The 22,730-nt window shown below is 75.3% G+C and carries 17 protein-coding genes and 1 pseudogene; 10 read left to right on the top strand and 8 right to left on the bottom strand.

Annotated elements, in window-relative coordinates:
* Positions 1-27: 27 nt before the first annotated feature.
* Entirely contained in the window at positions 28-591 is a 564-nt protein-coding gene (locus MUU72_RS02765) for a flavin reductase family protein (protein WP_248011458.1), read from the bottom strand.
* A 66-nt stretch (positions 592-657) separates the two neighbouring features.
* Between MUU72_RS02765 and MUU72_RS02760 the strand changes: the two genes are divergently transcribed.
* On the top strand, positions 658-1,449 hold the full coding sequence (locus MUU72_RS02760; protein WP_248011457.1) for a winged helix-turn-helix domain-containing protein: 792 nt from the start codon (positions 658-660) through the stop codon (positions 1,447-1,449).
* Here MUU72_RS02760 and MUU72_RS02755 read toward each other — a convergent pair.
* Positions 1,427-2,011: a MarR family winged helix-turn-helix transcriptional regulator gene (locus MUU72_RS02755; protein WP_372502952.1), complete on the bottom strand. Its 585-nt coding sequence runs from the start codon at positions 2,009-2,011 to the stop codon at positions 1,427-1,429. The genes MUU72_RS02760 and MUU72_RS02755 overlap by 23 nt on opposite strands.
* Before the next feature lie 101 nt (positions 2,012-2,112).
* On the opposite strand from MUU72_RS02755, the gene MUU72_RS02750 reads away from it, so the two are divergent.
* Positions 2,113-2,835 (top strand): SDR family NAD(P)-dependent oxidoreductase, encoded by a 723-nt coding sequence (locus MUU72_RS02750; protein WP_248011456.1) that lies wholly within the window; start codon positions 2,113-2,115, stop codon positions 2,833-2,835.
* A gap of 33 nt (positions 2,836-2,868) precedes the next feature.
* Here the strand turns inward: MUU72_RS02750 and MUU72_RS02745 are convergent, their stop codons facing one another.
* Together MUU72_RS02745 and MUU72_RS02740 are read right to left on the bottom strand one after the other, a co-directional pair.
* The gene (locus MUU72_RS02745) at positions 2,869-3,345 is read right to left on the bottom strand and encodes a PPOX class F420-dependent oxidoreductase (RefSeq protein WP_248011455.1); all 477 of its coding nucleotides are present in this window, start codon (positions 3,343-3,345) and stop codon (positions 2,869-2,871) included.
* Between the two features lie 60 nt (positions 3,346-3,405).
* Complete coding sequence (locus tag MUU72_RS02740) at positions 3,406-3,903, bottom strand: hypothetical protein (protein WP_248011454.1); 498 nt, start codon at positions 3,901-3,903, stop codon at positions 3,406-3,408.
* 185 nt (positions 3,904-4,088) lie between these two features.
* On the opposite strand from MUU72_RS02740, the gene MUU72_RS02735 reads away from it, so the two are divergent.
* The gene (locus MUU72_RS02735; protein ID WP_248011453.1) at positions 4,089-4,823 is read left to right on the top strand and encodes an MBL fold metallo-hydrolase; all 735 of its coding nucleotides are present in this window, start codon (positions 4,089-4,091) and stop codon (positions 4,821-4,823) included.
* Positions 4,824-4,874: 51 nt separating this feature from the next.
* On the opposite strand, the gene MUU72_RS02730 is transcribed toward MUU72_RS02735, so the two are convergent.
* Positions 4,875-5,918, bottom strand: coding sequence for a LacI family DNA-binding transcriptional regulator (locus MUU72_RS02730; RefSeq protein WP_248011452.1), 1,044 nt, complete (start codon positions 5,916-5,918; stop codon positions 4,875-4,877).
* Between the two features lie 157 nt (positions 5,919-6,075).
* On the opposite strand from MUU72_RS02730, the gene MUU72_RS02725 reads away from it, so the two are divergent.
* Positions 6,076-6,771, top strand: coding sequence for an alpha/beta fold hydrolase (locus tag MUU72_RS02725; protein ID WP_248011451.1), 696 nt, complete (start codon positions 6,076-6,078; stop codon positions 6,769-6,771).
* Positions 6,772-6,901: 130 nt separating this feature from the next.
* On the opposite strand, the gene MUU72_RS02720 is transcribed toward MUU72_RS02725, so the two are convergent.
* The gene (locus MUU72_RS02720; RefSeq protein WP_248011450.1) at positions 6,902-7,804 is read right to left on the bottom strand and encodes a hypothetical protein; all 903 of its coding nucleotides are present in this window, start codon (positions 7,802-7,804) and stop codon (positions 6,902-6,904) included.
* Positions 7,805-8,069: 265 nt separating this feature from the next.
* On the opposite strand from MUU72_RS02720, the gene MUU72_RS02715 reads away from it, so the two are divergent.
* A complete protein-coding gene (locus MUU72_RS02715) occupies positions 8,070-8,879 on the top strand; it encodes a S1 family peptidase (protein WP_248011449.1) in 810 nt (269 codons plus the stop codon).
* Between the two features lie 154 nt (positions 8,880-9,033).
* Positions 9,034-12,105 carry an endo-alpha-N-acetylgalactosaminidase family protein gene (locus MUU72_RS02710; RefSeq protein WP_248011448.1) on the top strand — a complete coding sequence of 1,024 codons (3,072 nt, stop codon included), beginning with the start codon at positions 9,034-9,036 and terminating at the stop codon, positions 12,103-12,105.
* Between the two features lie 18 nt (positions 12,106-12,123).
* Here MUU72_RS02710 and MUU72_RS02705 read toward each other — a convergent pair whose 3' ends face one another.
* A complete protein-coding gene (locus tag MUU72_RS02705; RefSeq protein WP_248011447.1) occupies positions 12,124-13,896 on the bottom strand; it encodes a beta-galactosidase in 1,773 nt (590 codons plus the stop codon).
* 136 nt (positions 13,897-14,032) lie between these two features.
* Between MUU72_RS02705 and MUU72_RS02700 the strand changes: the two are divergent.
* The 4 genes and pseudogenes from MUU72_RS02700 to MUU72_RS02685 form a co-directional block, all read left to right on the top strand.
* Positions 14,033-14,824 (top strand): annotated as a pseudogene (locus tag MUU72_RS02700) (helix-turn-helix domain-containing protein); the annotation flags it as partial.
* 165 nt (positions 14,825-14,989) lie between these two features.
* Complete coding sequence (gene pepN / locus MUU72_RS02695) at positions 14,990-17,512, top strand: aminopeptidase N (protein ID WP_248011572.1); 2,523 nt, start codon at positions 14,990-14,992, stop codon at positions 17,510-17,512.
* 234 nt (positions 17,513-17,746) lie between these two features.
* On the top strand, positions 17,747-19,303 hold the full coding sequence (locus tag MUU72_RS02690; protein ID WP_248011446.1) for a pyridoxal phosphate-dependent decarboxylase family protein: 1,557 nt from the start codon (positions 17,747-17,749) through the stop codon (positions 19,301-19,303).
* Entirely contained in the window at positions 19,300-20,730 is a 1,431-nt protein-coding gene (locus MUU72_RS02685) for a lysine N(6)-hydroxylase/L-ornithine N(5)-oxygenase family protein (RefSeq protein ID WP_248011445.1), read from the top strand. Before MUU72_RS02690 ends, MUU72_RS02685 begins: the two co-directional genes overlap by 4 nt.
* Positions 20,731-20,802: 72 nt before the next feature.
* On the opposite strand, the gene MUU72_RS02680 is transcribed toward MUU72_RS02685, so the two are convergent.
* Positions 20,803-22,617 carry a bifunctional metallophosphatase/5'-nucleotidase gene (locus MUU72_RS02680; protein ID WP_248011444.1) on the bottom strand — a complete coding sequence of 605 codons (1,815 nt, stop codon included), beginning with the start codon at positions 22,615-22,617 and terminating at the stop codon, positions 20,803-20,805.
* Positions 22,618-22,730 lie beyond the last annotated feature (113 nt).

Genomic DNA, 22,730 nt, shown 5'->3' with positions numbered 1-22,730 from the left:
CCGGGCCCGCCGCCCGGACCGGCCCCCTCAGCCCTCCCGCTGGGTGGGGAACCGCCGGCCCAGCCGGCGGGCCAGTTCCCGCGCGGGCGCGGGGGCGGCCCGCGGCGGGGGAGCGGCCGGCGGCCGGAAGTCGTGCACCGGCGCGCACCAGCCCGAGACGCCGAGGGTGCCGTCGCCCAGCGGCAGCACCCGGCGCGGGTCGGCGTGCACCCGCAGCACCTGCGCCTCGACCTGGGTCCAGGCGCCGTCGGTCAGGGTGCGGTCGCCGACCCGGCGGGCCTCCAGCGTCACCGGGCAGTGCGCCAGCCGCGGCGGCCGGACCAGCTCGGACGGCTCCGTCCAGGGCTCCGCGGCCTCCGCGCCGCCGGCCGGGCCGTCCTCGGACGCCCCCTGGGGCGGCAGGTTGAAGACAACATCGGGGCGTACCGCGAGGTTGCGCGCGGTGCGGCCGCGGGCCGGCACCCAGACGCTCACCACAGGGCCGAGGTCCCACCGGATCCGCAGCGCGACCAGCACGAACGTCCCGTCGTCGTTCTCCGTGGACAGCAGCGCCGGCACGACCGAACTGCTCTTCTCCAGCGCGGATTTCATGCCCCGAGGATAGAAGCCGGACGATTCGGCGCTCACCGAAGTGTAATATGTGATTACGCTCTGCACATGATTCGATGGGACGCCGATCACGAAAGCACCGCCGAAACCCCCGATCTGGCCGCCCTCGCGGCGCTGCTCGCGGACCGTACCCGTGCCGCCATCTGCATCGCCCTGCTCGACGGCGGCACCTGGACCGCCGGCGAACTGGCCGAGTACGCCGGGGTGGCGCCCTCCACCGCCACCGAGCACCTCAACCTCCTGGTCGCCGGCGGGCTGCTGGCCGAGGAGCGGCGGGGCCGCCGGCGCCACCTCCGGCTGGCCGGACCGGACACCGCCGAGACCCTGGAGAACCTCGCCGGCCTCGCCCCCTACCGCCGGGTGCGGATCCGCTCGCTGGCCGAGGCCAACCACCGCCGGGCCCTGCACCACGCCCGCACCTGCTACGACCACATCGCCGGGGCGCTCGGCGTGGCCCTCGCCGAGGCGATGACCGAACGCGGCCTGCTGGTGCGGGAGAACGGCGTGGAGCTGACCGGCGCGGGCGCCGCATGGCTGGCCGCGCTGGGCATCCCGCACGGCGGCCACTCACCGGCGCACCGGGCGCACGTCCGCACCTGCCTGGACTGGACCTCCCGCCGCCGGCACCTCTCCGGGGCGGTCGGCGCCGCGCTGTACCGGCACGCGCTGGAGCAGCGCTGGATCATCAAGGCGCCGGCCGGCCGGATCCTCGCCGTCACCGAGGCCGGCCGGGCCGCCTTCCAGCGCGAACTGGGCCTGCCGGCCGAGGTGCTGGCGCCCGCGCCGGCGGCGCCCCCGGCCCCCGACCGGACCGACATCACTCCTCGCCGACCTGGCTGATCCGGTCGTCGCCCAGCCGCCGCTGGACGTCCTGGAGCAGGATCCGCAGCAGCCCGGCCAACTGCTCCTGCTGGCCGGGGGTGAGCGCCTGGATCAACTCCGCCTCCCGGCCGAGGACCTGGTCCACGGTGGACTCGACGAGGTCGTGGCCGGCCGGGGTCAGCTCCACCAGGACGGTGCGCGGGCGGCCACCGCCGGGGCGGCGGGCGACCAGGCCCTCGCGTTCGGCGCGGGCCACCCGCTGGGAGATCGCCCCGGCGGTGAGCAGCGACCGCCGGCTCAGCTCCCGGGTGGAGAGCGTGTACGGCGGGCCGCCGCGGCGCAGCACGCTCAGCAGGTCCAGGGTGGCCACGTCCACCCCGGCGCCGTTCAGCACCCGGCGCCGGTCGTCGCCCAGCAGTTTCGCCAGCCGCCAGATGGGGGTGACGATCCCGATGGAGGAGACCGGGGTGCCGGGGCGCTCGCGCTGCCAGGCGGCGGCGATCTCCTCGACCGGGTAGGCGGCGTCCGCCGCCGCGCCCGTCGGCTCCGCTGGCGCTCCGGGTTCCGGTTCCCTTGCCACCGCACCTCCTGCGAGTGTTATGTTCAGGTCTAAATTTAGCCCTGAACGCAGGGCTGCGGGATTGATATTTAGACCTAAAAACCATGGACGGAGTTCAGTTTATGGCACGCACCATCCTGGTCACCGGCGGCGGCACCGGCATCGGCCGCGCCCTCGCCGCGCACTTCGCGGGCGCCGGCGACCGCGTCGTCATCACCGGCCGGCGCCCCGGCCCGCTGCGGGAGGCGGCCGCCGCGCTCGGCGGGGTGACGGCCGAGGTCTGCGACCACACCGACCCCGCGGCGCTGCTGCGGCTCGCCACCGCCCTGCCCGACCGGCTCGACGTACTGGTCAACAACGCCGGCGGGCAGACCGACTTCGACACCGACGGCGCCACCGACCTGGCCTCGTTCGCCCGGGACTTCCGCGCCAACCTCGACGCCAACCTCCTCGGCGCCGCGCTGACCACCCGGGCGCTGGCGGACCGGCTGGCGGCCGGCGGCGCGGTGATCCACCTCGGGTCCATCGCCGCCGACCAGGGCTCCGGCTCCTACGGCGCGGCCAAGGCCGGCCTGGCCTCCTGGAACGTCGAGCTGGCCCGGACCCTGGGCCCCCGCGGCATCACCGCGAACGTGGTCTCGCCCGGCTACATCGCCGGCACCGAGTTCTTCCGCGACAAGCTCGCCGACAGCCGCCGGGAGCAGCTGATCGCGGCCACCGCCACCGGCCGCCCCGGCCACGTCGACGACATCACCGGCGCGGTCGCCTTCCTGGCGTCCCCGGCGGCCCGGCACATCACCGGGCAGGTGCTGAACGTCAACGGCGGTGCGGTGACCACCCGTTGACCACCCGGCCGCCGGGCACGCCGGCGGCCGGGATCAGGAGCTGCGGCCGTCGACCAGGCGGGCCGGGAAACCACCGGTCGCGATCGGGCCCCAGCGGCGCGGCGTCACCCGGATCAGCGACTTGCCCTGCTTGCGCATGGCCGCGCGGTACTCGTCCCAGTCCGGGTGCTCACCGGCGATGTTGCGGTAGTACTCGACCAGCGGCTCGATGGAGTCCGGGGCGTCGACCACCTCGGCCTCGCCGTCGATCTGCACCCACGGGCCGGTCCACTCGTCGGACAGCACCAGGACGCTGACCGACGCCACCCGGCGGACGTTGCGGACCTTGGCGCGCTCCGGATACGTCGCCATCACCAGCCGCCCGGAGTCGTCCACCCCGCAGGTCAGCGGCGAGCCCTGCGGGGTGCCGTCGGAACGGCGGGTGAGCAGGATCGCGCGGTGCCGGGGGCGGACGAACTCCAGCAGCTCGGAGAGGTCGACGCGGGTGGTGGTGGCGATGGAAGGGCTCATACGGCGAGCCTAGGCCCTGCCGCCGGGCCCGCGCCTGCCGTCGGGGCCGGTCGGCTCCGGTCAGCTCTTCAGGAGCTGCTTGCCGGTGGCCGCGTCGACCACCTTGCGGCCGGCCAGCGGGGCCTTGAGGCGGACCTTCACCTTGTCGGTGGCCAGCTGCTCGGTGCACATGCCCTTGGTGCTCTTCTTCCGGCCCCAGCCGGTGACCACGACCAGGTCCTTCGACTCCTGGCTGCGGGCGCCGTAGCCGACGTCGCAGGCACTGTGGCCGACGGTCACGGTCAGCTCCCGGGCGTCCGCGCCGCCCGGCCGGTCGGCGCCGGCCAGCGGCAGCAGCGCGTCGTGCCGGCCGGGCACCGGGGCCACCTTCGGCCAGTCCCGCACGATCTGCGCGGCCCGCTGCTCGAAGGCGTCCCGGGCACGCGGGGGCGGGGCGGTGCCCACCGTCTCGGTCTTCTTGCCGCAGCCGGAGAGCACGGCGGCCGCGGCCGCGGTGAGGGCGAGGGCCCCGGCGGTCACCCGGGTGCGCGGACGGGAGCGGTTGGCGGGGTGCTGCATGACATGCCTCCTCGGGTCGGTCGGGGATGGGACGCGGCACCGGCGAGACGGGTTCCGGGGCGGTGGCTTGCGGGGCGGCGGGTGCGCCACCGGGCCGCCGCCGGACGGGAGTTACGCCCCCCGCGCAATCCGCCCACGGCACAACGCACCGGCCGGCCGCCCCGTCCGCGGCTACCGTCCGGGCCATGGACGCACTCACCCCGATCGCCCCGCACGTCTGGCAGGTCCCGTTCCCCGTCGGCCACGTGTACCTCGTCGCACTGCCCGGCGGCGGCTTCGCCGCCGTCGACACCGGTCTGCCCGGTTCGGCCCCCGCGATCCTCGGCGCGCTGGCCGCGCTCGGCGCCCGCCCCGGCGCGCTGCGGCAGATCGTGCTCACCCACTGCCACCTCGACCACATGGGATCGGCCGCCGACCTGGTCGCCGCCACCGGCGCCCAGGTCCTGGCCGGTGCCCCGGACGTCCCCTACATCACCGGCGCCCGGCCGGAACCGGAGCCCTGCCGCACCCCCGCCGAACAGGCCCTGCACGACAGCCTCACGGCCGGTTTCGCCGGGGCCGGGGCGCCCCCGCTGCGCCACCTCGCGGTGGACACCGCACTCCACGACGGCGACACCCTCGACGGCTGGCCCGGGCCCGTCCGGGTGCTGCACGTCCCCGGCCACACCCCGGGCGGGATCGCCCTGCACCTCCCCGAGAGCCGGCTGCTGTTCCCCGGCGACATCATCGGCACCGACCCCGCCGGCACCCGCGCCGTCCTCGGCCCCTTCAACGTCGACCGCGCGGCGGCCCTCGCCTCCTTCCGGCGGCTGGCCGCCCTCGACGGCCTCGACACGGTCTGCGTCCCGCACGGCGGGCCGCTCCGCACCGGCGCCCGCGCCGTCCTGGCGGCGGCCACCCCGGAGACGGACTGGCTGTGAGGACGGCAGGTTCCGTCAACGGCGCCCGCGCAGTGCTGGGGTGACGGAGCGTCAGGCCGACTCGCGGGGTACCACGCGGAAGGTGCCCAGCCGGTGGACGGCCGGGGTGGCGCCCGGGTCGCGGATGAGGGCGTCGACCAGGCGGGCGACCCCTTCCGGGGGGATGAGCTCGGGGCGGACGGTGGTCAGCCGGGGCCGCACCAGGCGGCCCGGCAGCAGATCGTCCGCGCCGACCACCGCGGTCTCCCCGGCGCCGGGGCCGACCGGGTGGCCGGCGTCCTGGAGCGCGCGCATCAGGAGCATCGCGTACTCGTCGTTGTAGGCGAACACCGCGTCCAGACCGAGCGCCGGCCAGCGGGCGGCCAGTCCGGCCGCGGACTCCTCGGTCAGCGCCAGGTCCAGCGGGCGGACCGCGGCGCCGGGACGGGCCGCGGCCGCCTCCCGCACGCCCGCCAGCCGCGGGGCGGCGAAGGCGGCCAGGCCCGGTTCGGCGGGCCGCACCACGCCGATCCGGCGGCGGCCGGCGGCCAGGAGGTGCGCCCCCGCCCGCAGACCGGCCTCCCGGTCGTCCAGCAGCAGGGTGTGGGCACCGGGCGGCGCCTGCGGACCCGCGGTGAGCACCGCCGCGGTGCCGGACCGCTTCAGCAGCGCGACGGCCGCGGCGTCCAGCGCCGGCCCGTGCAGCGCCAGCACGGCGGCCGGCCGCAGCTCGGCCCAGGCCCGCGCGGCGGCCTGCGGGGACTGCGCGGGCGCGCCGTGCAGCACCCCGGTGTACCCGAGCCGGTGCAGCGCGCTCTGGAAACCGGCCAGGAAGGCGGTGAACAGCGGCCCGAAGGCGGGCACGGTGTCGGCCGGCGCCGCCAGCAGCACGATCCGCCCCCGCCCGGCCCGCAGACTGCGCGCCGCCGCGTGCGGTACGTACCCCAGCTCCTCGGCGGCGGCCCGGACCCGGGCCTGGGTGCGGGCCGCGACGCGCCCGGCGGCCTGCCCGTTCAGCACGTACGAGACGGTGGCGCGGGAGACCCCGGCGCGACGGGCAACGGCCGCGCTGGTCGGCGGCGTTGGGAGCGGCACGGGGCCGGCGGGGTCGGTCATGGTGGTGGGCATCCTCGCACAGGGCGGGCGCCGCGGCGGTCCGCGGCACCGCTTGCGCCCACCGGGCAACTTACACGTGTAACGTCGGCCGTGCGGCCGCGCCCGGCGGCCCCGGACCCCGGTGCGCGCGGGGAGACCAGCGGGAGAGAGGGACGGTATGCAGCTGCACACCCACGAGTGGGGCACCGGCGACCGGATCGCGGTGCTGATCCACGGGATCATGTCCGACCACCGCACCTGGCACCGGGTCGGCCCGGCCCTCGCCGCGCGCGGGTACCGCGTGCTCGCCGTGGACCTGCGCGGCCACGGCCGCAGCCCGCGCGGCGACTACGGCCCCGAACTCTTCGCCGACGACCTGGTGGACACCCTGCCGCCCGGCGCCGAGGTCGTGCTCGGGCACTCGCTGGGCGGGCTGGCGCTGTCCCTGGCGGTGGAGCGGCTGCGGCCGCGGCGGGCGGTCTACTGCGATCCGGCGTGGTCGCTGGCGGGGGTGGGCCAGCCGGTCGATCCGGCGGTGTTCGTGACGTTCAAGAACGCCGACCGGGCCCGGATCCGGGCCTTCAACCCGCGCTGGGACGACGCCGACGTGGAGGTCGAACTGGCCACCCTGGCCGACTGGGACACCGCGACCGCGCTGGCCCTGTCGGGCGGCCACCTGCGCGACCGGACGCCGGAGCGGCCGGTGGTGCCGTCGCTGGTGCAGATCGCGGGGGAGGGGTTCCTGTTCACCCGGGAGGCGGCGAAGGAGCTGACCGGCCGCGGCTTCGAGGTGCGCACGGTGGCGGGCGCCGGCCACACCATCCACCGGGACGACCTGCCGGGCTTCCTGGCGGGCCTGGAGGGGTGGATCTGAGGGGCGGAGGGGGAGGCGGAGGGATGCCGGGGCGGGCCGGGCGGTGCGGGTGGGGCGGGACCGTCATCTGACGCCACGTCAGGCAGTCGCAGGCCGCCGCCACCTGCCGCCCGCCGTCCCCCCGCCCGCCTCAGGTGTCGCAGTCCAGGACGGTCCGGCACAGGCCGCAGCGGGCCCGGAGGCGGCCGCGGACCGGGACGCGGATCCGGGCGCAGCAGACCGGGCAGGGGAAGGACACCCGCGGCGGTGTGCCGGGCTCGAAGGCGTAGCCGTCGTCGCCGGGGGCGGCCGACGGCGTGGTGCGGTGCGGGTCCTGGGCCGCGCGGCGGTCCCGGGCGTAGCGGAGCCGGGCGGTCCAGCCGGCGCCGGCCAGCGGGGGCCGGCGCTCGTCCCGGCGGGCCCGGTCCCGTCCGGCGGTGTACGCGTCGTACGCCTGCGGGCTGGTGAACCACGGTGCGGGGTCCTCGGCGAAGAACGCGGCCCGCTTGGCGAGGACGTAGCCGAACTCCTCGGGGGTGAGGTAGCCCAGCTTCTGCGAGAACGGGCCGTGTTCGCGGTAGGCGTCCAGCAGCAGCCAGCCGGCGCCGAGGTAGGCGGCGGCGGTGTCGGTGAGGATCTCGTTGTCGCCGGTGGCCGGGAAGGACAGGTCCAGCCGGTGCAGCCAGACGTGGGTCACCTCGTGGGCGAGGGCCGCGCCGATGTCCTTGCGGTGCCGCCGGAAGCGGTCGTTGAGCTCGACGAAGTACTCGGGGCCCGCGGTCAGTTCGACGGTGGCGGCGTGTTCCATCTCGCGGAAGGTGATCACGATCCGGGCGTCCGGCAGGCGCAGCTGGCGGACCAGGGCGCGGGCCACCCGCTGCGCGCCCAGGTGCAGGTCCTCGGTGTCGTCGAACGCCACGTCCACCGGGAGCACGCTGGTGGGGAAGGTGCTGACGGTGTCGTAGGAGAGGCGCCGGAAGAGCGCCGTGAGGGCCGCGCGGACCGTGCCGAGGTGGGGGAAGCCGTGCGCGATGCCGCTGCCGCCGCTGGTCATCCGGCCACTCTACGGCCGCTGCGGGCGGGAGCGGGACGGGACGTACGGGGCGTAAGGGGTACGGGAGTTGGCCGGATGTTGACCCTTGTCACTCTGTTCCCCCGGTCCACATAATCGCAGGGCGCTTTACGGGTTCATTGCCTGACGCCCGGCCGCTGTGCGGTGTGCTGCCGTCGGTCACGCGGTTCCCACGGCGGCCCTGCCCCGCGCCGGTATTGGCATGGGCCTGACATGACGCTTTCGACCCCCCACGAAAGGAAAGCCGATGCGCCCCACCGCCGCGTTCCTCAGGAGAACCACCGCCGCCGGCGCGGTCGCCCTGGCCGCGTTCAGCCTCCAGCCCGCCGCCGCGCACGCCGCCCCCGCCCCCACCCCCGGCGGCACCGTGCACTCCCACGTCGTCGGCGGCACCCGCGCCGACCAGGGCGAATTCCCGTTCATGGTGCGGCTGTCGATGGGTTGCGGCGGCGCCCTCTACGCCAAGGACATCGTGCTCACCGCCGCCCACTGCGTCGACGGCAGCGGCCCCGACACCTCCATCACCGCCACCGCCGGCGTCGCCGACCTCCAGGACTCCGCGGCCGTCAAGGTCGCCTCCACCCAGGTCCTCCAGGCCCCCGGCTACAACGGCAAGGGCAAGGACTGGGCCCTGATCAAGCTCGCCAAGCCCGTCGACCAGCCCACCCTGAAGATCGCCGGCGCCGACACGTACAACAACGGCGACTTCACCATCGCCGGCTGGGGCGCCGACAAGGAGGGCGGCGACCAGCAGCGCTACCTCCTCAAGGCCACCGTCCCGTTCGTCGACGACGCCACCTGCCGGAAGGCGTACGGCGACTCCCTCACGCCCGGCGAGGAGATCTGCGCCGGCAAGCTGGACACCGGCGGCACCGACACCTGCCAGGGCGACTCCGGCGGCCCGATGTTCCGCAAGGACGACGGCGGCCAGTGGATACAGGTCGGCATCGTCTCCTGGGGCGAGGGCTGCGCCCGGCCCGGCAAACCCGGCGTCTACACCGAGGTGAGCACCTTCGCGGCCGACATCCAGAAGGCCGCGTCCCAGCTCGGCGGCTGACCGCGCACACCGCCGGCGGCGGGCCCCGATCGACCGGGGGCCCGCCGCGCCCACTTCTGTCCAACACCTCCCGCCCCTCAGTCCATGGGCCCACCCGGTGCCCGCGGCGCAGGCTGGCCCGCGTCGGACCGAAGTGCGAGCCAGGAGGACGCGCGTGAACGCACAGCCCGGACCCAGCCGCAGACAGCTGGTCACCGCCACCGCGCTCGCCGGGGTGGCCGGCGCGCTGCCGCCGGCCACCCGCGCCGCGGCCGCCGCGCCCCGGAGCGCGGAAACGATCCTGCGGTCGGCGGAGCTGGCGGTCCGCGTGGACCCCGCCTTCCCCCGCATCGTCTCCTACACCGACCGCGCCACCGGGGACGTCCTGTACGGCCGGGGCACCCCCGTCACCGAGGTCCTGATCGACGGGACCGCGTACACCCCCCGCGTCACCCACCGGGCCCGCGCGGACCGCGCCGACTACACCCTCGCCTTCACCGGCGGCACCACCCTCACCGTCCGCATCGCCGTCCGGGGCCGCCAGGTCAGCTGGCGCGTCACCGGCCTGGCCGACACCCCCGCGCTGCGCGTCGGCACCCTGGAGATCCCCGGCCTGGCGCTGCTCGCCGTCCGCAGCGACCAGCCCGGCGCCCACCTGCTCGCCGCCCGCCTCCAGCTCGACAAGGCCGGCAGCGGCGACACCCTCGTCCAGGTCACCCCCGACACCCCGGTGGAGGCCGCCCCCACCGGCTGCGCCTACGCCGTCGTCGCCACCGGCAAGCTCGCCGCCGCGGTGGAGGCCAACACCTGCTACGACCACCCCAGCGGGCCCACCACCTGGGAGAACGGGCGGCTGTGGCGGCAGACCGTACGGGGCGACGGCTGGATCGAGGCCCGGCTCACCCCCGGCCAGTGGACCGTACGCGCGGCCGGCGCACCCGCCGCCGACACCGAGCCCCTGCCGTACGCCACCGTCATCGTCACCGGCGACCGCAACGGCGACGGCCGCGCCGACTGGCAGGACGCCGCCATCGCCCTCCGCGAGATCATGACCGACCCGCCCGGCGCCGCCGAACAGCACCTGCGGGTCGTCCCGCACATCCCCTTCAACTTCGCCAGCCAGGCCACCAACCCGTTCCTGGCCACCCTCGACAACGTCAAGCGGATCGCGCTGGCCACCGACGGCCTGCGCCAGTTCACGCTGCTCAAGGGCTACCAGTCCGAGGGCCACGACTCCGCCCACCCCGACTACGGCGGCAACTACAACCAGCGCGCCGGCGGCCTGGCCGACCTCAACACCCTGCTGCGCGCCGGGAAGCGGTGGCACAGCGACTTCGCCGTCCACGTCAACGCCACCGAGTCCTACCCGGTCGCCCACGCCTTCTCCGAAGAGCTCGTCAACAAGGACGACCAGCAGTGGGACTGGCTCGACCAGTCCTACCGCATCGACGCCCGCCGCGACCTGCTCTCCGGCCGCATCGCGGCCCGCTTCGCCCAGCTCCGCGCCGAGACCGACCCCGCCCTGACCACCGTCTACCTCGACGTCTTCCGCGAGTCCGGCTGGAACTCCGACCGGCTCCAGCGCCACCTGCGCGACCAGGGCTGGCAGATCGCCACCGAATGGGGCCACGGCCTGGAACGCTCCGCCCTGTGGTCCCACTGGGCCAACGAGACCGACTACGGGCCCGACACCTCCCGCGGCATCAACTCCCGGCTCATCCGCTTCGTCCGCAACCACCAGAAGGACGTCTTCGCCGACAAGTGGCCCACCCTCCTCGGCGCCCCGCGGATGGGCAACTTCGAGGGCTGGACCGGCAAGAACGACTGGTACGCCTTCCTCGCCGTCGTCTGGAACGACGCGCTGCCCGCCAAATACCTCCAGGCGTACCCGATCCGCACCTGGGACACCCACGAGATCACCTTCGAGGGCCCCACCCGCACCACCGTCACCGACACCGGCGGCACCCGCCGCATCACCACCGACGGCCGCCTCGTCTACGACGGCGGCACCTACCTGCTGCCGTGGGAGCCGCGCGAGGCCACCGACCCCGCCAAGCTCTACCACTACAACCCGCACGGCGGCACCAGCACCTGGCAGCTGCCGCGCGGCTGGGCGGCCGCCCCCGCCGTCCACGTCTACCGCCTCACCGACCAGGGCCGCGCCGACGCCACCCGCGTCCCGGTCACCGGCGGCCGGATCACCCTGTCCGCCCGCCCCGGCACCGCCTACGCCGTCTACCGCAGCCCCGCCCCGCCGCAGCCCGACCCCCGCTGGGGCGAGGGCACCCCGCTGTCCGACCCCGGCTTCCACGCCGGGAACCTCGACGCCTGGCAGGTCACCGGCCCCGCCGCGGTCCGCACCGACGACCGCGGCGACCACGAACTCGTCATCGGCGCCGGCCCGGCCGCCACCGTCGCCCAGCGCCTGGCCCGGCTCGCCCCCGGCGACTACGCCGCCTCCGTCCAGGTCGAGGTCGGCGCCACGGCGGGGGAGCGGCGCCGGGCCGCGCTGGAGGTCCGCACCGCCGACGGCGTCACCGCCGCCAACTGGACCGAGACCTCCACCGCCGCCAACCACGTCGCCGCCGACCGCAAGACCGGCACCCGCTTCCAGCGGATGACCACCCGCTTCACCGTCCCCGAGGGCGGCGGCCCGGTCACCCTCGCGCTCACCGCCGCCGCCGGCACCGCGCGGGTCCGCTTCGACAACGTCCGGGTGGTGCCCGCCCCGCGCCCCGCCACCGCACCCGGCACCCTCGTCGACGAGGACTTCGAGCACGTCCCGCAGGGCTGGGGGCCGTTCGTCAAGGGCGACGCCGGCGGCAGCACCGACCCGCGCACCCACCTCGCCCAGCGGCACGCGCCCTACACCCAGCGCGGCTGGAACGGCAAGGCCATCGACGACGTCATCGACGGCGGCCAGTCCCTGAAGTCCCGCGGCGAGAACACCGGGCTGGTCTACCGCACCGTCCCGCACACCGTCCGCTTCCGGCCCGGCCGCCGCTACCGGGTCAGCTTCCGCTACCAGAACGAGAAGGCCGGCCAGTACGCCTGGGTCACCGCGGCCGACGACCCCGCGCCCCGCGAACTCTCCCGGCAGCCGCTGCCCGCGGCCACCCGGCCGGTCACCCTCGCCTACGAGTTCACCGCCCCCGCCACCGGTGAGGCGTGGGTGGGCCTGCGCAAGACCGGCGGCGACGGCACCGCGGAATTCGTCCTCGACGGCTTCCGGGTCACCGAGGTGTGAGCCCGCGGCGGGGGCGCCTCACGGCACCAGCCGCGGCGCCCCCGCCACCCCGGCACCCCCGGCGGGGCCCTCCAGCTCCAGCAGCAGCACCTCGTTCGCGCCCTCCCGCAGCACCGGGCCCGGCACGTACAGCGCCCGCTGCGGCCCGGCCGACCAGTACCGCCCCAGCGGGAAACCGCCCACCCACGCGAACCCCCGCGTCCAGCCGGGGAGTTCCAGCAGGGCGTCGCCCGCCCCGCCGGCCGGCACGGTCACCGTGCCCCGGTGCAGCCCGCGGGCCCCCGGCCGCGGCGCACCGGACGCCAGGCCGCCGGCCGCCACGGCCCCCGCCGCCCCGTCCAGCGCGTCCAGCCGCAGCCCCCGCGCCGACACCCCGTGCAGATACTGCCGCTCGTGCAGCACCCCGCCGGTGATCCCCTTCGCCTCGCCCAGCCGGGGCCCGTAGTTGACCCGGCCCAGCGACTCCACCCACAGCTCCACCACGGCCGGCCCCGGCACCGGCCCCAGCACCGCGTCCTCCTCCGCCAGCACCGGCCCCGGCACCCCGTCCACCAGCGTCACCGCCCGGTCCCGCAGCCCCGCCACCCGCAGCGCGTACGGCTGCCGCGGCCCGGGCACCGCCACCCGGTAGCGGACCAGCCCCCGGTCCACCCCCAGCTCCTCGAACGTCGGCGGCACCGCGGCCGCCACCTCCGGACCGCCCAGCGCCGCCAGCACCGCGTCCGGCGGCGCCCAGCCCGACAGCGCCACCCCGGCCGGCGCCGCCAGCACCGGCTCCGGATCCGGCGGCGCCGGCAGCGGCCCCTCGGCATACGGGGCCAGCACCTCCCGCAGCCGCCAGAACTTCTCCGTCGGCCGCCCCCGCTCGTCCACCGGCGCCCCGTAGTCGTACGAGGTCACCGCCGGCCGCAGCGGCCCGTCATGCCGTTCACCGGCGCGATTGGCCCCCGCCCAGCCGCCGAAGCTCGTCCCGCCGTGCGCCATGTAGACGTTCACCGACGCCCCGCACTCCAGCACCTCCCGCAGCGCCTGTGCCGCGTCCGCCGCCGGCCGGGGGTCGGCCGCCCGGCCCCAGTGCGCGAACCGCCCGCACCAGAACTCCATGCACATCAGTGGCCCGCGCGGCCGGTGCCGGCGCAGCACCGCGAACGCCTCCCGCGCCCCCGACCCGAAGTTCACCGTCGCCGGCAGCCCGGGCACACTGCCGCCGGTCAGCATGTGGTCCTCCGGCCCGTCCGACGTGCACAGCGGCACGGTGACGCCCAATCCCCTGAGCAACTCGACCAGTTGGCGCAGGTACCCGGTGTCCGAGCCGTAGGACCCGTACTCGTTCTCCACCTGCACCAGCACCACCGGGCCGCCCCGGTCGCACTGCCGCGCGGTCAGCTGCGGCAGCAGCTCCCGCCACCAGTTGGCGACCGCCCGCAGGAACTCCGCGTCCCCGGTCCGCACCCGCCGCCCCAGCGCACCGGTCAGCCAGCACGGCAGCCCGCCGTTCTCCCACTCCGCGCAGATGTACGGGCCCGGCCGCACGATCGCCAGCAGCCCGGCCGCGGCCACCGCGTCCAGGAACCGGCCCAGCGCCGCCACGTCCCGGAACCCGCCCGGACGCGGCTCGTGCAGATTCCACGGCACGTACGTCTCCACGCAGTTCAGGCCCATCGCCCGCAGCAGCGCCAGCCGGTGGCCCCACTGCGCCTCGTGCACCCGGAAGTAGTGCAGCGCCCCCGACAGCAGCCGCACCGGCCGCCCGTCCCGCAAGAAGTCCCGTTCCCCCACCGCGAACCGCATCCGCGCCTCCCGTCCCCGCACCGACCGGCCGCCCCCACCCTCGCCCTCTGGCGGTCCGCCGGTCCATGGACAAAGATCGGAGCTGTTTGGACGGTTCGACGGAGCGGCGGCGCACGGCGACGGGAGGCCGGCCGGCATGTACCACACCTGGATGCGCTACTTCACCCCCAGCCCGGTCCACCACCGGCTCGGCCTGGTCTGCCTGGGCGTCGGCCTCCAGTACGGCACCCTGCCGCCGGTCGGCCCGCGCACCCTCGACCACCACGTCGCCGTCGTCATCAGCGCCGGCCGCGGCTTCCTCACCACCCCCGACGGCCACCGCCGCACCGTCACCGCCCCCGCCCTGCTGTGGCTGCTGCCCGGCGTCCCGCACCACTACGGCGCCGACCCCGCCACCGGCTGGGACGAGAGCTTCGTGGACTTCACCGGCCCGGCCGCCGACACCTACACCGAACTCGGCTACATCGACCACCGGCAGCCGCTCGTCCCGCTCACCGACGCCGACCCGGCCCGCGCCGCGGTCGGCCGGATCGCCCGCGCCGCCCGCCGCGGCAACCCGCTCCTGGAGGTCGAGACCGCCGCCGCCGTCCACGAACTCCTGGTCGCCCTGCGCCGCGCCCGCGCCGACACCGGCGCGGACGGCGAACCGGTCCTGCGCGCCCTGGCCCGGGACGCCTTCCTGCCCCTCACGGTCGCCGAGCACGCCGCCCGGCACGGCCTGACCCCGGCCGGCCTGCGCGCCGCCGTCCGCCGCTGCGCCGGATGCAGCCCCAAGGACTACCTCCTCGGCATCCGCCTGGGCCGCGCCAAGGAACTCCTCGCCGGCACCGCCCTCCCGGTCGCCGCCGTCGCCCGCCGCGTCGGCTACGACGACCCGGCCTACTTCAGCCGCCTGTTCACCCGCCGCGTCGGCCTGGCCCCCGCCCGCTTCCGCGACCGCCAGACCCGCGCCGTCCCCGGCGGCTGGTCCACCCGCGTCCCGGACCCCGACAAGCCCCCGGTCGTCGGCGGCGGCGCCCCTGACCCCACCGCACCCGCACCCCGGCGCGCCCGACCGTGGACCACCCCGGCCGGCACCGGGCAGCATGGCCCCATGCCCGCACTCCAGCGCCCCGAAGCCGAAGCCCGCGCCCAGCTCCTGGACGTCCACCACTACGCCATCGCCCTCGACCTGACCGGCGGCGACGAGCACTTCACCTCCCACACCACCATCGACTTCACCTCCCGCACCGCCGGCGACACCTTCGCCGAGATCAAACCCGACCGGCTGCACACCGCCACCCTCGACGGCCACCCCCTCGACCCCGCCACCCTCGACGGCAACCGCCTCCCGCTCCCCGGCCTGACCGCCGGCCCCCACCGGCTCGCACTGCACGCCACCATGCGCTACTCCCGCACCGGCGAAGGCATGCACCGCTTCACCGACCCCGCCGACGGCGAGACCTACACCTACACCCAGCTCTTCCTCGACGACGTCCAGCGCGTCTTCGGCGCCTTCGACCAGCCCGACCTCAAGGCCACCGTCGACCTCACCGTCACCGCCCCGCCCACCTGGACCGTCCTCGCCAACGCCCGCACCACCCAACTCCCCGACGGCACCTGGAAGGCCGCCACCACCCCCCGCATCTCGCCCTACCTCGTCGCCGTCGCCGCCGGCCCCTGGCACTCCGTCCGCACCGAACACGCCGGCCTGCCCTTCGGCCTCCACTGCCGCCGCTCCCTCGCCCCCCACCTCGACGCCGACGCCGAAGAACTCCTCGACCTCACCCGCCGCTGCTTCGACCGCTACCACCAGATCTTCGAGGAGCCCTACCCCTTCGACTCCTACGACCAGGCGTTCGTCCCCGAATTCAACGCCGGCGCCATGGAGAACCCCGGCCTGGTCACCTTCCGCGACGAATACGTCTTCCGCTCCGCCGTCACCGACACCGAACGCCAGACCCGCGGCATGGTCATCGCCCACGAGATGGCCCACATGTGGTTCGGCGACCTCGTCACCCTCAGGTGGTGGGACGACATCTGGCTCAACGAGTCCTTCGCCGAGTACATGGGCTACCAGGTCCTCTCCGAAGCCACCCGCCACACCGGCACCTGGACCGACTTCGCCATCGCCCGCAAGAGCTGGGGCTACGACGCCGACCAGCGCCCCTCCACCCACCCCGTCGCCCCCGAGAACGTCCCCGACACCGCCTCCGCCCTCCTGAACTTCGACGGCATCTCCTACGCCAAGGGCGCCTCCGCGCTCCGCCAGCTCGTCGCCTGGATGGGCGAGAAGGACTTCCTCGCCGGCATCAACGAGCACTTCGCCCGCCACCGCTTCGGCAACGCCACCCTCGCCGACTTCCTCGACTCCCTCGCCCACGCCACCGACCGCGACGTGCACGCCTGGGCCGCACGCTGGCTGCGCACCAGCGGCGTCGACACCCTCACCCCCACCGTCACCCCCGACCACGGCAGCTGGCACCTCGACCTCACCCACACCGGCACCCGCCCGCACCGCATCGCCGTCGGCAGCTACGACCCCGACCCGCACCACCCCGGCCGCCTCACCCCCCGCGACCGCTTCGAACTCGACATCCCCGCCGACGGCAACCCGCCCCGCCACACCACCCCCCGCGCGGCCCCCGCCCTCGTCGTCCTCAACGACGGCGACCTCAGCTACGCCAAGGTCCGCTTCGACCCCGCCTCCTGGGAGACCGCCGCCCGCTCCCTGTCCGCCCTCCCCGACCCGCTCACCCGCGCCGTCGTCTGGAACGCCGCCCGCGACCTCGTCCGCGACGGCGAACTGGCGCCCGCCGCCTACCTCGACGCGGCCCGCGACCACCTCCCGCACGAGACCGACCTCGCCGTCGTCCAGGGCGTCCTCGCGTTCGCCCGCACCCAGATCGCCGACCGCTACCTCCCCCTCCCCGAACGCCACACCGCCCTCACCACCCTCACCGACCTCAGCCGCGACCTCCTGCGCCGCACCGAAGGCCCCGGCCACGGCCCCGAGGCGGGCCTCCGCCTCACCGCCGTCCGCGCCTTCATCGACAGCGCCACCACCCCCGAGGGCCTCCAGGACTGGCTCGACGGCGACAGCGTCCCCGGCGGCCCGGCACTCGACCACGAACTGCGCTGGCGCCTCCTCGCCCGGCTCGCCACCCTCGGCGCCACCACCGCCGACACCATCGACGCCGCCCTCGCCCGCGACCCCAGCGCCACCGGCCGCGAAGGCGCCGCCCGCTGCCGCGCCGCCCTGCCCGACCCCGCCGCCAAACAGGCCGCCTGGGACGCCCTGTTCACCACCGACGAGGACGCCGCCCTGTCCAACTACCTCTTCACCGCCACCGCCACCGGCTTCTGGGCCCCCGAGCAGCAGGACCTGCTCCGGCCCTACGTCACCCGGTACTTCACCGAGGTCACCGCGCTCGCCGAGCGCCGCGGACCCGCCCTGGCCAAGGCCGCCGGGCGCTTCGCCTTCCCCGCCGCCTTCATCGAGGACGCCACCCTCCGCCTCGGCGAACGCTGCCTGGCCGACGCCGGCCCCACCCCGGCCCTGCGCCGCACCCTCGACGACCAGCTCGACGACCTCCGCCGGGCCCTGCGCGTACGCGCCGCGGCCGCGCAGCGGTAGCCCCACGGAAGCGGACGGCGCGGGGCCCGCGGACGGGCACCCGCACCCCGCGCCCCCGCATCCGCACCCGACGCCGCGCAAGACCGCAGGCAACCGAACACCTGCGGGACAACCGTCCCACGAACGGGTGGTCCCGCCGCAACGGGTGGATACCCGCCGTACCGGGCCAGTAACTTAGGGCGGCCTAAGACCCGGTGCGCCGTGCACCAACTCCCTTTGAAGAAGAGCCTCTTGATGCCCGACGCCCCTGCCGGCACCGCCCTCGCAGGCGGCACCGACGGCCCCCGCGCGCTCCGTCCGCTCCTCGACACCGTCCTCGACGCCCTCACCACCGGCGCCCAGGACCGCTCCGGGCCCCTCCCGCCCGGCGGCCCGGACACCGTCGCCCGCCACGTCCGCGACGCCTGCCTGCCCCTCCTGCCCGAGGAAGGCGCAGGACCGCACACCGCCCTGCGCACCCTCGTCCACACCCTCGCCGCCGGTGCCGCCGACCCCGCCGACCCGCACTGCGCCGCCCACCTCCACTGCCCCCCGCTGGCCGTGGCCGCCGCCGCCGACCTCGCCGCCAGCGCCCTCAACCCCTCGCTCGACTCCTGGGACCAGGCCCCCGCCGCCTCCGCCCTGGAAGCCCTCACCGCCCGCACCCTGGCCGCCCTCGTCCACCCCCGGGCCGACGCCCCGGACGCCCTGGTCACCACCGGCGGCACCGAGTCCAACCAGCTCGCCGTCCTCCTCGCCCGCGAGGCCGCCCGGGGCACCGGGAGAGAGGGGGGAGCCGGGGGAGGCGGGAGCGCGTGGGGTGCTGGGTACGCCGGGAGCGCCGGGGACGGGTGGGTCGCCGGGGGAGCGGGGGGCGTCGGCCGCGCCGGGGCCCGGGGTGCCGCCGGCCCGCTCCGCATCGTCTGCGGCGCCAACGCCCACCACAGCATCCACCGCGCCGCCTGGCTCCTCGGCCTCCCCGAACCCCTCACCCTCCCCACCCCCAACGGCACCCTCGACCCCCACACCGTCCACACCTGCCTCACCGAACTCGCCGGCCCGGCCGCCCGGTCGGGCCCCACCAGCCCCCGCAGCCCGGTCCTCCTCGTCGCCACCGCAGGCACCACCGACTCCGGCGCCATCGACCCCCTCCCCGCCCTCGCCGACCTCGCCGAGCAGCACGGCGCCCGCTTCCACATCGACGCGTCCTACGGTGGCCCGCTCCTCTTCAGCAGCACCCACCACACCGCCCTCACCGGCCTCAGCCGCGCCCACACCGTCACCCTCGACCTGCACAAACTCGGCTGGCAACCGGTCGCCGCCGGCCTCCTCGCCGTCCCCACCCCCACCACCCTGGCCCCCCTCGCCCACCAGGCCGACTACCTCAACGCCGACGACGACACCGAAGCCGGCCTCCCCGACCTCCTCGGCCGCTCGCTGCGCACCACCCGCCGCCCCGACATCCTCAAGATCGCCGCCACCCTCAAAGCCCTCGGCCGCCAGGGCCTCGGCGACCTCGTCGACCGCACCCTGGCCGCCGCCCGCACCCTCGCCGACCTCATCGAGGACCACCCCCGCCTCGAACTCCACTCCCGCCCCACCCTCACCACCGTCCTCTTCCGCCCCACCGGTGCCGACGACACCACCCTCGCCACCATCCGCCGCACCCTCCTGGCCGAGGGCCACGCCGTCCTCGGCCGCGCCACCACCCCCACCGGCCTCTGGCTCAAAGTCACCCTCCTCAACCCCCACACGCAACCCGGAGACCTCACCACCCTCCTCAAACTCGTGGAAGGCCACACCCCCCGATGAACACCCCCTCGCACACCGAGCCCGGCACCGCCGACGCCCCCGGCCCCGACGCCCCGCTCGATCTCGCCGGCATCGGCATCGGCCCGTTCAACCTCTCCCTCGCCGCCCTCGCCCACCCCCTCACCGACCTCCGCACCGCCTTCTACGACCAGCACCCCGCCTTCCAGTGGCACCCCGGCCTCCTCATCGACGGCGCCACCCTCCAAGTCCCCTTCCTCGCCGACCTCGTCACCCTCGCCGACCCCACCAGCCCCTGGACCTTCCTCAACTACCTCAAGGCCCGCGACCGCCTCTTCCCCTTCTACTTCGCCGAGCGCTTCCACACCCACCGCGCCGAATACGACGCCTACTGCCGCTGGGTCAGCGAAAACCTCCCCACCCTCCACTTCGGCCACCACATCGACGCCGTCCGCTGGAACCACGAACGCCACCTTTTCGAGGTCGACTTCACCCAGCTCGACGCCGACGGTGAAGCCGAAGCCCTCGGCCGCACCTACGCCCGCAACCTCGTCCTCGGCATCGGCACCGCCCCCCACATCCCCATCCCCCTCCGCCCCCTCGCCGAGGCCCCCGCCGTCCCCGTCATCCACAGCGCCGACTACCTCCACCACCGCGAACGACTCCTCGCCGCCGACCACCTCACCGTCATCGGCGCCGGCCAGTCGGGCGCCGAGATCTTCCTCGACCAGCTCCGCGCCCGCCCCGCCGGCCGCGAGAACCTCCACTGGCTCGCCCGCACCCCGGCCTTCGCGCCGATGGAATACAGCAAACTCGGCCTGGAGCACTTCACCCCCGACTACACCCGCTACTTCCACGCCCTCCCCGAACGCGTCCGCGACGAGCTCCTCCCCGCCCAGTGGCAGCTCTACAAGGGCGTCGACCACGACACCCTCGCCGCCATCCACGACGAGCTCTACCGCCGCACCCTCGACGGCGGCTGGCCGGGCGCCGTCCTCACCCCCGGCGTCCAGGTCCGCACCGCCGGCCGCGTCGGCACCACCAAGGTCGAACTCCACCTGGAACACACCCACCAGGGCACCCGCTCCCGCCTCACCACCGACGCCGTCGTCCTCGCCACCGGCTACCGCGAACGCCGCCTCGACACCCTCCTCGCCGCCCTCGACCCCTACCTCCGCCGCGACGCCTCCGACCGCCCCCGCGTCGACGCCCAGCACCGCCTCGTCCTCGACCCCGCCATCACCGGCTCCATCCACGTCCAGAACGCCGAACGCCACACCCACGGCGTCGGCACCCCCGACCTCGGCCTCGCCGCCTGGCGCAGCGCCACCATCCTCAACTCCCTCACCGGCACCACCCCCTACCCCCTCCCCACCCGCACCGCCTTCACCACCTTCGGCCTCACCCACCCCCCGTCCCCCCATCCCACCGTCCCCCGCCAGACCTCCCACCTCGTCCCACGCCACTGACACGCCACCGCCCCTCCCACCCGGCCCGAACGGACCGGGGAGAGGGGCGGCGACCACCCGCAAGGACCGGCGTCAGAACACCGGCACCCCCTCCCGCGTCAGCCGCCACTCCGCCGGGCCGAAGGCCGCCGGGTCGATCACCCCGCTCGCCTCCACCCACGCGATGATCAAATTCCGGATCTCCTCCGACGTCGACCACACCTGCTCCGCCGACGCGACGTGCGGGAAACCACCGCCGCCGTTCGCCCGGTAGTTGTTCACCGCCAGCACGAACCGCGCCCCGTCCTCGACCGGCTTCCCGCCGAACGCCAGTTTCCCGATCCGCCGGCCCACCGGCTGGGCGATATCGACCTCGTACGACACCCCGCGCACCACGTCGTAGTTGTAATCCGGCGTACCGTCCGCATTCGTGATCCGCGCCGGATCCACCGGACCGCCGGGTGCCGTCTGCACGTAATACCGCGCCGAGAACTCCAGATACTCGCGCAGCTGCTTCCCCGTCAGCACCCGCGCCTCCAGCGTGTTGTCGAACGGATACAGCGCCGCCATCGACCGGATCGACACCTCACCGGCCGGCACCCGCGCCGTACGCGAGAAGCACGACGCCTGCGACAACACCGGCAACGACGCCGACGCCGACCCCGCCAGCGCCTTGCGCACCGCCTCCGCCTGCACGAACGCGATGAAATCCAGCATCGCCGTATCCCGCACCGGCGCTTGCTCCGCCGACATCTCCACCACGGACTTGCCGATCACCCGGTTCACATACGCCACGACCTTCGCATGCGCCGCCCGCAGCATGCCCGTGATCCGCGCATCCTCCGCCACCGTATTCGCATTCAGCACCCGCGAACCCAGCGAAGCCACCTCCCAGCGGCCCCGGCGCCACTCCACCTCCACATCGAACAACGACAGCCGCTGCCCCCACTTCAACGGCTCCGACAGCACCACCTCCCGGCCCGTCGCCTTGTTCACCACCCGCCGCTCCGGGATCTCCACATGCGCGTGCCCCACCAGAATCGCGTCGATCCCCGGCACCTTCTCCGCCACCAGCGCCGCCGCGTTCTCCACATACGGCAGCTGATCCCCGTACGACGACGCACCGCTCGCCCCCGAATGCGCCGCCACGATCACCACGTCCGCACCCATCGACCGCAGCTTCGGCACCCACTTCGCCGCCTGCTCCTCCAGGCCCGGGAACGCCAGCTTCCCCTGGACATGCGCCTTGTCCCACAGCGCGATCCCCGGATTCGTCAGCCCCAGCACCGCCACCCGCACATCCCGCCCGCGCGGCGTCCGCAACCGCTTGATCACATACGGCCGGAACGCCGGCCGCAAGGTCCTGGCATCCACCGCGTTCGCCCCCAGCAGCGGAAAACGGCAGCTCTCCTCGAACTTCCGCAGCACCGGAATCCCGTAATTGAACTCGTGATTCCCCAGCGCCGCCGCGTCATAGCCGATCGCATTCATCGCCCGCGCCATCGGATGCACCGGACCACCCGGCCCCGTGATCGGATCCACCTTCGCGTAGTAATACGCCAGCTGCGTCCCCTGAATGGTGTCGCCCGCATCGATGAGCAGGGTGTTCTCCCGCCCCTTCGCCCGGCGGACGTCCTGCACCAGCGTGGAGATCTTCGCCAGCCCCACGTCATTGTGCGCCGGGTCGTCGAATTCCGCGTCGGTGGCGTAATCCCAGTTGAAGACGTTCCCGTGCAGATCCGTCGTCCCCATCACGGTGAACGCGTACCGCTCCCGCCCGCGCCCCCGGCCGCCCGCCGCACCGGCCGGTGCCGCGGCCGCGGCCGGCGCACCCGCCGCCCCGGCGAGCACCACCCCGGCCCCCGCCACCGCGGAACCCCCCAGGAACTTCCTCCGGTCCACAGACATTCCCACTCCCGTGCCACAGCGGCGCACACCGGCGCCTGACCGACAGAACCGGACCAACGGCCCGGACAACGCGCGTAGATTCTGGCGCAGCCGCACCCCGCGCAACACCCCCC

The organism is Streptomyces rhizoryzae (assembly GCF_023155275.1).
Lineage (GTDB): Bacteria > Actinomycetota > Actinomycetes > Streptomycetales > Streptomycetaceae > Streptomyces > Streptomyces rhizoryzae.
This window is presented reverse-complemented; position numbering and strand designations above follow the sequence as displayed.

What these genes read in the sequence shown, in the direction of transcription:
- MUU72_RS02765 (WP_248011458.1), bottom strand. Translation starts at nt 591, where the DNA reads ATGAAATCCGCGCTGGAGAAGAGCAGTTCGGTCGTGCCGGCGCTGCTG.
- MUU72_RS02760 (WP_248011457.1), top strand. Translation starts at nt 658, where the DNA reads ATGATTCGATGGGACGCCGATCACGAAAGCACCGCCGAAACCCCCGAT.
- MUU72_RS02750 (WP_248011456.1), top strand. Translation starts at nt 2,113, where the DNA reads ATGGCACGCACCATCCTGGTCACCGGCGGCGGCACCGGCATCGGCCGC.
- MUU72_RS02745 (WP_248011455.1), bottom strand. Translation starts at nt 3,345, where the DNA reads ATGAGCCCTTCCATCGCCACCACCACCCGCGTCGACCTCTCCGAGCTG.
- MUU72_RS02740 (WP_248011454.1), bottom strand. Translation starts at nt 3,903, where the DNA reads ATGCAGCACCCCGCCAACCGCTCCCGTCCGCGCACCCGGGTGACCGCC.
- MUU72_RS02735 (WP_248011453.1), top strand. Translation starts at nt 4,089, where the DNA reads ATGGACGCACTCACCCCGATCGCCCCGCACGTCTGGCAGGTCCCGTTC.
- MUU72_RS02730 (WP_248011452.1), bottom strand. Translation starts at nt 5,918, where the DNA reads ATGACCGACCCCGCCGGCCCCGTGCCGCTCCCAACGCCGCCGACCAGC.
- MUU72_RS02725 (WP_248011451.1), top strand. Translation starts at nt 6,076, where the DNA reads ATGCAGCTGCACACCCACGAGTGGGGCACCGGCGACCGGATCGCGGTG.
- MUU72_RS02720 (WP_248011450.1), bottom strand. Translation starts at nt 7,804, where the DNA reads ATGACCAGCGGCGGCAGCGGCATCGCGCACGGCTTCCCCCACCTCGGC.
- MUU72_RS02715 (WP_248011449.1), top strand. Translation starts at nt 8,070, where the DNA reads ATGCGCCCCACCGCCGCGTTCCTCAGGAGAACCACCGCCGCCGGCGCG.
- MUU72_RS02705 (WP_248011447.1), bottom strand. Translation starts at nt 13,896, where the DNA reads ATGCGGTTCGCGGTGGGGGAACGGGACTTCTTGCGGGACGGGCGGCCG.
- pepN (WP_248011572.1), top strand. Translation starts at nt 14,990, where the DNA reads ATGCCCGCACTCCAGCGCCCCGAAGCCGAAGCCCGCGCCCAGCTCCTG.
- MUU72_RS02690 (WP_248011446.1), top strand. Translation starts at nt 17,747, where the DNA reads ATGCCCGACGCCCCTGCCGGCACCGCCCTCGCAGGCGGCACCGACGGC.
- MUU72_RS02685 (WP_248011445.1), top strand. Translation starts at nt 19,300, where the DNA reads ATGAACACCCCCTCGCACACCGAGCCCGGCACCGCCGACGCCCCCGGC.
- MUU72_RS02680 (WP_248011444.1), bottom strand. Translation starts at nt 22,617, where the DNA reads ATGTCTGTGGACCGGAGGAAGTTCCTGGGGGGTTCCGCGGTGGCGGGG.